The sequence below is a fragment of the Sphingomonas sp. Leaf10 genome, from assembly GCF_001421245.1.
Lineage (GTDB): Bacteria > Pseudomonadota > Alphaproteobacteria > Sphingomonadales > Sphingomonadaceae > Sphingomonas.
Map to the genome: position 1 here is coordinate 184,031 of NZ_LMKE01000001.1, position 9,130 is coordinate 193,160.

11 protein-coding genes are annotated in these 9,130 nt (G+C 64.9%); 9 read left to right on the forward strand and 2 right to left on the reverse strand.

Annotated features, from left to right (window positions below; genetic code table 11):
• Window positions 1-37: 37 nt before the first annotated feature.
• The 5 genes from argF (at window position 38) to queE (ending at window position 3,962) form a co-directional block, all read left to right on the forward strand.
• Window positions 38-955, forward strand: coding sequence for an ornithine carbamoyltransferase (gene argF / locus ASE59_RS00905; RefSeq protein WP_056450995.1), 918 nt, complete (start codon window positions 38-40; stop codon window positions 953-955).
• Window positions 956-1,121: 166 nt separating this feature from the next.
• Window positions 1,122-2,036: an Hsp33 family molecular chaperone HslO gene (locus tag ASE59_RS00910; protein ID WP_082457993.1), complete on the forward strand. Its 915-nt coding sequence runs from the start codon at window positions 1,122-1,124 to the stop codon at window positions 2,034-2,036.
• Window positions 2,037-2,058: 22 nt separating this feature from the next.
• Entirely contained in the window at window positions 2,059-2,478 is a 420-nt protein-coding gene (locus tag ASE59_RS00915; RefSeq protein WP_056450998.1) for a hypothetical protein, read from the forward strand.
• Between the two features lie 69 nt (window positions 2,479-2,547).
• Window positions 2,548-3,330 (forward strand): 7-cyano-7-deazaguanine synthase QueC, encoded by a 783-nt coding sequence (gene queC / locus ASE59_RS00920; RefSeq protein WP_156359814.1) that lies wholly within the window; start codon window positions 2,548-2,550, stop codon window positions 3,328-3,330.
• The gene (queE, locus tag ASE59_RS00925) at window positions 3,327-3,962 is read left to right on the forward strand and encodes a 7-carboxy-7-deazaguanine synthase (RefSeq protein ID WP_056451004.1); all 636 of its coding nucleotides are present in this window, start codon (window positions 3,327-3,329) and stop codon (window positions 3,960-3,962) included. Before queC ends, queE begins: the two co-directional genes overlap by 4 nt.
• Before the next feature lie 111 nt (window positions 3,963-4,073).
• On the opposite strand, the gene ASE59_RS00930 is transcribed toward queE, so the two are convergent.
• Both ASE59_RS00930 and ASE59_RS20490 read right to left on the reverse strand, forming a co-directional pair.
• A complete protein-coding gene (locus ASE59_RS00930; protein ID WP_082457995.1) occupies window positions 4,074-5,573 on the reverse strand; it encodes a sensor histidine kinase in 1,500 nt (499 codons plus the stop codon).
• Between the two features lie 91 nt (window positions 5,574-5,664).
• Window positions 5,665-5,838, reverse strand: coding sequence for a NepR family anti-sigma factor (locus ASE59_RS20490; RefSeq protein WP_156359815.1), 174 nt, complete (start codon window positions 5,836-5,838; stop codon window positions 5,665-5,667).
• 238 nt (window positions 5,839-6,076) lie between these two features.
• On the opposite strand from ASE59_RS20490, the gene ASE59_RS00935 reads away from it, so the two are divergent.
• The 4 genes from ASE59_RS00935 to ASE59_RS20495 all read left to right on the forward strand — a co-directional run.
• Window positions 6,077-6,883 (forward strand): response regulator, encoded by an 807-nt coding sequence (locus ASE59_RS00935; protein ID WP_056452621.1) that lies wholly within the window; start codon window positions 6,077-6,079, stop codon window positions 6,881-6,883.
• Between the two features lie 39 nt (window positions 6,884-6,922).
• On the forward strand, window positions 6,923-7,060 hold the full coding sequence (locus ASE59_RS20165; RefSeq protein WP_056451010.1) for a hypothetical protein: 138 nt from the start codon (window positions 6,923-6,925) through the stop codon (window positions 7,058-7,060).
• Between the two features lie 115 nt (window positions 7,061-7,175).
• Window positions 7,176-7,811 carry a sigma-70 family RNA polymerase sigma factor gene (locus ASE59_RS00945; protein WP_056451011.1) on the forward strand — a complete coding sequence of 212 codons (636 nt, stop codon included), beginning with the start codon at window positions 7,176-7,178 and terminating at the stop codon, window positions 7,809-7,811.
• A 353-nt stretch (window positions 7,812-8,164) separates the two neighbouring features.
• A partial coding sequence (locus tag ASE59_RS20495; protein ID WP_235515594.1) for a DUF294 nucleotidyltransferase-like domain-containing protein occupies window positions 8,165-9,130 on the forward strand: 966 nt, incomplete at its 3' end.

A 9,130-nucleotide genomic window follows, 5' to 3' on the forward strand; every position in this document is an offset into this window, starting at 1 on the left:
TCCCCCTCCCCATCTGCGATGGGGAGGACTGAAGAAGATGCGCCATTTCCTCGATCTCGCCTCGGCCGGCGCCGACGGCATCGCCGCCATTCTGAACGACGCGCTCGACGGGAAGGCTGCGCGCAAGGGTTGGCCGAAAGGCCGTGCCGATGCCGACGCCTCGCTTGCCGGCCATACGCTTGCCTGCGTGTTCGAAAAGTCCTCGACCCGTACGCGCGTGTCGTTCGACATGGCGATGCGCCAATTGGGCGGATCGGCGCTGGTGCTCGACGCCGGCACTACACAGCTGGGCCGCGGTGAAACGGTCGCCGACACTGCCCGCGTTCTGTCGGGCTATTGCGACGCGATCATGGTCCGCACCGACGATCCCGCCAAGCTGGACGAAATGGTCCGCTATGCGTCGGTCCCGGTCATCAATGGCCTGACCGACCATTCGCACCCGTGCCAGATCGTCGCCGACCTGCTGACCGTGATCGAAGCCGGCAAGGCGCTGCCCGGCACCAAATGGGCGTGGCTCGGCGATGGCAACAATGTGCTGCACTCGATCGTCGAGGCCGGCGCGCTGATGGGCTTCGACGTCGTCGCCGCCTGTCCCGAGGGCTATGATCCGTCGCCCGACGTTCTGTCGGCGGCGGGGGCGCGGGCGACGATTACGCGCGATCCGGTAGCGGCGGTGCGCGACGCGGACGTGGTCGTCACCGATACGTGGATATCGATGGGACAGGCTCACGCCGAACAGAAGCTGGCGGCGATGGCACCCTATCAGGTCGATGCGGCGCTGATGGCGCATGCCAAGTCCGACGCGGTGTTCCTCCACTGCCTTCCCGCGCATCGCGGCGAAGAGGTGACGCCGGAGGTCATCGACGGGCCGCAATCGCTGATCTGGCCGGAGGCGGAAAACCGCCTGCACGCGCAGAAGGCGATCCTGCGCTGGTGTTTTGGCCTCGTCGGCTGAGCTTTCCGGCAAATGGCGACTTTTTGAAGAATCGGGACGACACGAACATCGTCCAACCATTTCGCAGTCGCAACATAACGCAAAGCGCTTGCGGAATCGCAGCCGCACTCCCATGTGAGCGATCGATCACAGTTTGCCCGGATGCCGGGCCACAGGGAGCCCGATCTTGTCCGAACCCGCCTGCCTGCCTGACCTCGATCGTGCGATCGGGTTCACGCTACCCGATCACCACGCCCGCGGTCGCGTCGTGCGGCTGGGGCCGGTGGCGCAGTCGATCCTTGCTGCCCACGCCTATCCCGCGCCGATCGAGAAGTTGTTGGCCGAAACGCTGGCACTGACCGCGCTGCTCGGTTCGACGCTGAAGGAAGCCGAAGGGCAGTTGACGCTACAGGCGCAGACCCAGGGCGGGATCATCCGCCTGATGGTTGCCGATTACAAGAACGGCGAACTGCGCGGCTATGTCGATTTCGATGCCGATCGGCTGGCCGAACTGGGCGAAGAGCCGTCGCTGTTCGCGATGTTCGGGCAAGGCTATCTGGCGATCACCTTCGATCAGGTGACGTCGGGCGAACGCTATCAGGGGATTGTGCCACTCGACGGCGATTCGATCGCGGCGGCGGCGGAAAGCTATTTCCTGCAATCCGAACAGATCCCGTCACTGGTCCGGCTTGGCCTGGGTGTCGATGACAATGGGCAGCGGATCGCCGGCGGCATCTTCCTTCAGCATCTGCCGGAGGGGGAGGACGGGCGCGAGCGGTTGCACGTTCGGCTCGACCATCCCGAATGGCATCATGTTGAGGCGCTGGGATCGACGATGGGAGCGGACGAACTGACCGATCCGATGATCCCGCTGGAAACGCTGGTGTGGCGCCTGTTCAACGAGGAGCGCGAAGTCCGCATCCTCGCCCGCACCGATCTGTCGCGCGGCTGCCGGTGCGACCGCGACTATATCGCCGGGGTGATCTCGCGCTTCCCGGTCGAGGAACGCGCCGCGATGGCGGACGAGAACGGCATCATCCTGGTGGACTGCGCCTTCTGCGCGACGAAATTTCCGCTCGCGGTGGCCGACATCGCATCCTGACGCGCGCGGTAAGGGGGACGTCATGGGGACAAGATCGTTACGCTGGGTCGCGGCGGCGCTGGCGCTGGCATCCGGCGCAGCAATGGCGCAGCCGGCCGCCGCGCCGACGCTGACGGCGATGCGTGCGGTGGCGCCGGGTAACTGGTCGTTGCGCGCGACCGGATCGGCGGAGGCGGCAAGGGCGAGCTGCTTCGCCGATACGTCGGCCTTCCTGCGGCTGCGGCTGCGCACCGCCCAGTGCAGCCGGTTCGTGATTGAGGATAGCGCGCGGCTGTCGACCGTTCATTATACCTGTCCCGGCATTGGCCATGTTCGCACGACAGTGCATGTCGATACCCCGCGATCGTTGCGGATCGAGAGCGAGGGCATTGCCGACGGCATGCCGTTTGCGGATGCCTATGAAGTGCGGCGGATCGGCAATTGTGCGCGTGGGCAGCGTTAAGCCTATGTTTAACCCCGCTGGATTATACGAAGATCGTGTCCGGTTGGGCACGCATGTTTCCCCTAAAGCATGGAACCCTCCGGGCCGCGTCACTGCGGCCCGCTCTTTTTCGGGCGGTTGCTCCGGCACGCCGAAAGTCTTAGCGAGCGCAGCATGACGAATTCTCCCCTCAGCGTGGTGCTGGTGTCGGGCGGACTCGACTCGATGGTGGCAGCGGCGCTGGCACGCGAGGCGGGCCACCGGCTGCTGGCGCTGTCGATCGATTACAACCAGCGGCACCAGGTCGAACTGGAAGCGGCCAAGCGGATCGCGGCGCTGCTCGGCGCGGAACGGCATGTCGTCCTGCCGCTCGACCTGTCGGCGTTCGGCGGATCGGCGCTGACCGACATGTCGATCGACGTGCCCAAGGACGGCGTCGGCACTGACATTCCGGTCACCTATGTTCCTGCGCGCAACACGATCTTCCTCAGCCTCGCGCTCGGATGGGCCGAGGCGGCGGGCGCGCGTGATCTGTGGATCGGCGTTAATGCGCTCGATTATTCGGGCTATCCCGATTGCCGCCCGGACTTCATCGCCGGGTTCGAAGCGCTGGCCGAACTGGCGACGCGCGCGGGCAGCGACGGCGCCCGCTTCCGCATTCATGCCCCGCTCCAGCATATGACCAAGGCCGATATCGCGCGCGAGGCCCATCGGCTGGGTCTCGATGCGGGCATGAGCTGGACCTGCTATGATCCGGTCGGCGACCTGCATTGCGGACGGTGTGACAGCTGTCGCCTGCGCGCGCGCGGCTTTGTCGAGGCGGGCCTGCTCGATCCGACCCGCTATGCGGAAACGCCCGACACCGCCCGATGACCTATTCGGTGAAGGAGATGTTCCTGACCCTGCAGGGGGAGGGGGTACATGCCGGGCGACGCGCGGTGTTCGTGCGCTTTGCCGGATGCAATTTGTGGACGGGCCGTGAGGTCGATCGCGAAAACGCGATCTGCCGCTTCTGCGACACCGATTTTGTCGGCACCGACGGCGTGGGCGGCGGCAAGTTCGCCGACGCCACGCTGCTGGCGGCGGCGGTGGTCGGGCATTGGGGACCGGAGCCAACGCGGCGTTTCGTCGTGCTGACCGGTGGCGAACCGATGTTGCAGATCGACGATGCGCTGGTCGATGCGTTGCACCGCGAAGGCTTTGAGATCGCGATTGAGAGCAACGGCACCATCGCTGCGCATCCGGGCATCGACTGGGTCTGCATCAGCCCGAAGGCCGGCAGTGAAGTCGTGCAACGCCGTGGTGACGAGCTGAAGCTGGTGTGGCCACAGGCGGGTATCGACGTCGACGCGATCGAACAGTGGGACTTCGTCCATCACCTCGTACAACCGATGGATGCGGTCGGGCAGGAGGCGTTCAATCGCGACGAAGCGGTCGCCTTCGCAATGGCCCGACCTCGCTGGCGCCTGTCGCTTCAGACGCACAAGATGTTGGGTCTGCGCTGACGTTTCGGCTGGTTTCGTTACGCCGGCGCATATGAACTCCCGCCTTCGCGGCAGTGACGATGGCAGATGGAGTAGTAGTCCCGCGTCCACGGAACTGAATGTCGATCGGCCTCAGGCCGGTTTCGCCGCGATCGTGATTTCATAGGCACCGATCAGCGGATCATGGTGCAGCGGTGCGCGCAACTGGCGGGACAGGCCCAGGATGATCCGGCCATAGCGGCTGGCGACGAGCGCATCGAGTTCCTCACCCTCCACGAGCGCGGGGGAGCTTGCGCGCAGTACCGCCGTTTCGGTATCGGGTACGGGCCGCAGCGAGATGCCGATCTGCGCCTGCGGATTGACCGACGCCGCCAGCTCGATCAGCTCGGTCAGCAGGAACGAGACAGCGACCGCAACATCCTGCGTTACCAGCACCGGTTCGACGTTCAGCGTGATGCCGAGTTTGGCCGTCTCGCTGGCGGAAGTCGCGCGGATATTCGACGCAAGTTCGCCGATCACCGATTTCAGTTCAAGCCCGCGATTTTCCTCCATCTCGGCGTAATGATGCCGGTGGACGACCGCCAGCGCATCGACCCGGCGCTGGATGGTGGCATAGGCATCGGCCGCCGCTGCGCCATGTGCGCTGCGGGCGTGAAAATTGATCAGGCTGGCGATGACTTGCAGGTTGTTCTTGACGCGGTGATGCACCTCGCGCGTTAGCTTGGTCTGGCGGACCAGCCCGTCGGCCATCGACTGTTCGTGGCGCTCGACCGTATGGGTCAGTTCTTGGAACGTCTCGCCCAGATCGGCGATTTCCTGCGCCGGGATCGCGCCGAGATTGACGTCGCCCATCGGATGGCCGGGCCGATAGCGTTCGATATCGTCGCGCAGCCGCCGGAGCGGCCGGATCAACAGGCGATCGACCACGAACCAGCCGATGCCGGTCGCGGCGAACCACATGACGAGGGGAAGCAGCATCGCGACGATCGTCGATGACGTGATCGGCGCACGGCGGACCGCCATGGTGAACGCCAGATCGTCGATGCTGAGCGGAATGTTCACGCGTTCCAACCGCTCGATCCCCGATTCCGGCGGCAGCGTCGCCAGGCTCAATTCGCCATCGCCACCATGAAGGATGCCGCTTTCGAACGGGGTAGGGAACGCGCTCGGCTGCGATCGGTCGCGGAGCAGCGCTGCGGGGAAAAACGCCACCGCGCGCGCTTCGTTGGTGCCGCGAATGTCGAGCACGACGCCTGCATCGGGCACGACCTGTGCCCGGACGCCGCCGGCATCGGGTGCGCCGACCATCCGTACGGGAATGACCGTGCCGCATACCAAGCGTCCGTCTGCGGAATAAATGGCGAAGCGGGCGCCCGTCGCCGCTTGCTGGGCGAACACCCCTTCGACCCGGGCGCAACTTGGCGAATTTGCGGGGTCGGACGACAGCGACGTCATCGCCACGCGCAACGCGGTCATGTCGCCGCTCAGTTCGATGGAGATCCCGCGTGACGCCTCGGTCGCAGCGACGCGCAATCGCGCCCGCAGATCGAGATCGGCTATCCGCGAGGTCTGAAGCGTGGCGAACAAAGCAATCAGCGCCAAAGGCAATAGCGCGGCGCTCAGGATCAGCATCAGTTTCGCGCCGGTCGGAACCCGCCGGAGTGCGGCGGCCGGGCTGGGTGGCCTCCGCTTGGCTGTTACGGACGTGGTCACACCGTCGAAGCTATTTCAGCTTGTTCAACAGGTCGAGCATTTCGTCGGGAACCGATTCACCAGCCGCATCCTGATACACGGCGCGCAATGCGTTACCCAGGCTGGACGTGTCCTTCTTGTCCGGTTGCGTCGTACCCGCGAATTTCGCGTTCGACTGCTGAACCGACTTCTCACCATCCTTCACGAAGCAATGCCTTCCCCCACGCCCGGACCAATGCCGGCACGAATACCTAACCGCCGACCGGCATCAAGACTGGCTTGCATCAGCATGTCGGGCGCACAGGAAACAAAAGACGTGCTCGTTGGTTCCATGCATCGACGCGAACTCGGGGGAGGCGCCTTTCCCGTGCCGTATCGTATCAGAACGCAGTGTGCGATCCGGCCTTTCCAGTCGGCTCGTGACGAAGGAGACTTATCTGACCATGTCGCTCGGACAGCAGCTTGCGCCGCACCTCCCTTTCCTCCGGCGCTATGGCCGAGCACTCACCGGTAGCCAGAGCGAGGGCGATCAATATGTCCGCGCCACGCTGGAAGCGATCGTCGCCGCACCGGAGGAGTTTCCGCGCGACGTCGATCCGCGCCTCGGCCTCTATCGTACCTTTCAGGCGATCTGGGCTTCGTCTCAGCCCGAAGCATTCGGTGCCGCCAGCGCATCGGGCACCGAGAACGAAGCAATCGCCCAGGCCCGCCTAGCCCGCATCGCACCGCTGTCGCGGCAGGCATTGCTGCTGACCGCGATGGAGGGCTTCACGACCGAGGATGCGGCCTATCTGATCGAATCGACTCCGGAAGAAGTCGAGGAACTGGTCGCCGAAGCGTTGCGCGAGATCGAGCAGCAGACCCGCTCGCGCGTGATGATTATTGAGGACGAGCCGCTGATCGCTATGGACCTCGAACAGATCGTGCGCGATCTGGGCCATGAGGTGACCGGCGTCGCGGTAACCCGCGACGAAGCGGTAGCGCTGGCGATGCAGGATCGTCCGGGGCTGGTGCTGGCCGATATCCAGTTGGCCGACGACAGTTCGGGCATCGATGCGGTCAAGGACATCCTTTCCGAATTCAATGTGCCGGTGATCTTCATCACTGCTTTCCCGGAGCGTTTGCTCACCGGCGAGCGGCCTGAACCTACCTTCCTGATCACCAAGCCGTTCCAACGTTCGACGGTGAAGGCGGCAATCAGCCAGGCGCTGTTCTTCGACGAGGCGACCGTGCCGGAAGTCGCGGCATAACGGTACGGACCCAAAACGATCTTCGGGGGTTGATAGGTGATGGCAGACGATCAAGAACGCACCCATGTCACCGCCACGGAAGCACGTGCCGGCGCTACCCCCGGGGTTACCCGCTACATCCTGGCGGTATCCCTGATCGCGGTGATCGCGGTCATGGCCTTCATCCTGCTGTCCTGATCTTTGCAATGGCGTCGTCGTTCGGTTCGTCCCGACGACGCTGGCAATCGACGATCGGCCTCCCTATGTTCGGGTCAGCTCGCCACCGGGCCGACTGCGTATCGAACGGATAAGAATGACTGAATCCGACATCACCGAGGACGCGGCAAGTGAGGTGCAGGAGCACGTCGCGCTTTCCGATCCCGAGTTCAAGAAGCAACTGGCGCAGGTCATTCCGCACCTTCGCGCGTTCGGCCGTTCCCTGTCGGGCAGCCGCGATCTGGCCGATGATCTGGTACAGGAAACCTTGCTGAAGGCATGGGCGGCGCGACAGCGTTTCCAAGCGGGCACCAACATGCGCGCATGGACGTTCATCATCCTGCGTAACCTGTATCTGTCGCAGATGCGCCGTGCGCGCTTTAAGGGCGAGTGGGACGATCTGGTCGCCGACCGCATTCTGGCGGCGCCGGCCAGCCAGGATCGCCATGTCGAGCTGGCGGACATGCAGCGCGCGCTGCTCCATCTGCCGCAGCCTCAGCGTGAGGCGCTGATCCTCGTCGGCGCAGGTGGCTTCGCGTATGAAGAGGCGGCGGAGATCTGCAACGTCGCGGTCGGCACGATCAAGAGCCGCGTAGCCCGCGGGCGCGTGGCGCTCGAAGCGCTGATGTCGGAGGGCAAATTGCCATCGCGTGCCGAGCAGCCCGACAATGGTGGGCAGACTGTACTCGATACGATCATGGGCGAAGTCGACGACCTTAGCCGGGATCGCTGAGCGCTACGAACTTCTTTTCAGACCCTTTCCTTCTAGGGAAAGGTGCAGTTGCAGCTTGCGATTGGTTCGTTGAGCGGAGCAACGCTGATCAGCGACCCGTCTCGTCCAGTCTTTGCAGATACTCGCTCCATGCCGCCGGCAGCCGGCCGTCGCGTTCAAATATCTGTCGCAATGCTCGCCCGACCCCCTCGCCCGGCGACGGGGCACGCACGACCTGCCCGCGGTCGGACGGTGAAGCGCCAAGGGTCGGTTGCATTGTCATAGCGGTTCCAACGTGCGCATCTGCGTTTCGTTTCAATTGGTCCGGCGATAGAATAGGGTAAGTTTCCCAGCCACCGGAGCTTGATCCCACGATGCAGTTGTCGTCCGAATTGATCGAGCGTGTCCGCATCGGGTCGCCGTTCCTGTCCGTTCTGCTCGATCGGGAGGCCGCGTTTCTCGACGCGTTGCCGGGGTTCGAGGTCGATGCGCTGGCCATGGTCGCGGCCGATCCCGAACTGCCGCTCGCACAGCGGCTGCGGATCGAGCGGCGGCGCATCGCACTGCTGGTGGCGCTTGGCGATCTGTCGGGGGCATATGATCTGCGGCGGGTGACGCGGACGCTGAGCGATTTTGCCGATAGCGCGCTGCACCGGGCGATCGTCGCGGCGATCGAGGAACGGACGCCGGGCGCCGAACCGGTCGGCTTCGCCGCGATCGGTCTGGGCAAACAGGGCAGCCACGAGCTGAATTATTCGTCCGATATCGATCCGATCCTTCTCTACGATCCGGTGACGCTGCCCCGGCGCCCGCGCGACGATCCTGCGGAAGCGGCGGTTCGGATCGGGAAGCGCGCCGTCGAACTGCTTCAGGCGCGCGACGGCGACGGCTATGTCCTGCGCGTCGACCTGCGCCTGCGTCCCTCGCCCGAAGCGACGCCGATCGCGCTGCCGATCGACGCGGCCGTATCCTATTATGAATCGGCGGCGTTGCCATGGGAACGGGCGGCGTTCATCCGCGCGCGGGCGGTGGCGGGTGACCTGACGCTCGGCCAGCGTTTTCTCGACGCGATCCGACCGTTCGTCTGGCGGCGCGCGCTCGATTACGGCGCGATCGGCGAGATCCGCGAGATTACCCGCCGCATCCGCGACCATTATGCGCAGGGGCAGGCGTTCGGCCCCGGATACGACCTGAAGCGTGGGCGCGGCGGCATTCGGGAGGCCGAGTTCTTCGCGCAGGTTCACCAACTGGTCCATGGCGGGCGTGACCCGACGCTGCGCGCGCCCGCCACGCGCGACGCGCTGGCGGCACTGGCGGCAGGCGGGCGGGTCAACCCCGAC

Excerpts from the sequence above, each read along its gene's own strand:
- ASE59_RS00935 (WP_056452621.1), top strand. The coding sequence starts at position 6,077 with ATGTCGCTCGGACAGCAGCTTGCGCCGCACCTCCCTTTCCTCCGGCGC.
- queC (WP_156359814.1), top strand. The coding sequence starts at position 2,548 with ATGGAACCCTCCGGGCCGCGTCACTGCGGCCCGCTCTTTTTCGGGCGG.
- ASE59_RS00915 (WP_056450998.1), top strand. The coding sequence starts at position 2,059 with ATGGGGACAAGATCGTTACGCTGGGTCGCGGCGGCGCTGGCGCTGGCA.
- ASE59_RS00930 (WP_082457995.1), bottom strand. The coding sequence starts at position 5,573 with ATGCTGATCCTGAGCGCCGCGCTATTGCCTTTGGCGCTGATTGCTTTG.
- ASE59_RS20165 (WP_056451010.1), top strand. The coding sequence starts at position 6,923 with ATGGCAGACGATCAAGAACGCACCCATGTCACCGCCACGGAAGCACGT.
- argF (WP_056450995.1), top strand. The coding sequence starts at position 38 with ATGCGCCATTTCCTCGATCTCGCCTCGGCCGGCGCCGACGGCATCGCC.
- ASE59_RS00945 (WP_056451011.1), top strand. The coding sequence starts at position 7,176 with ATGACTGAATCCGACATCACCGAGGACGCGGCAAGTGAGGTGCAGGAG.
- queE (WP_056451004.1), top strand. The coding sequence starts at position 3,327 with ATGACCTATTCGGTGAAGGAGATGTTCCTGACCCTGCAGGGGGAGGGG.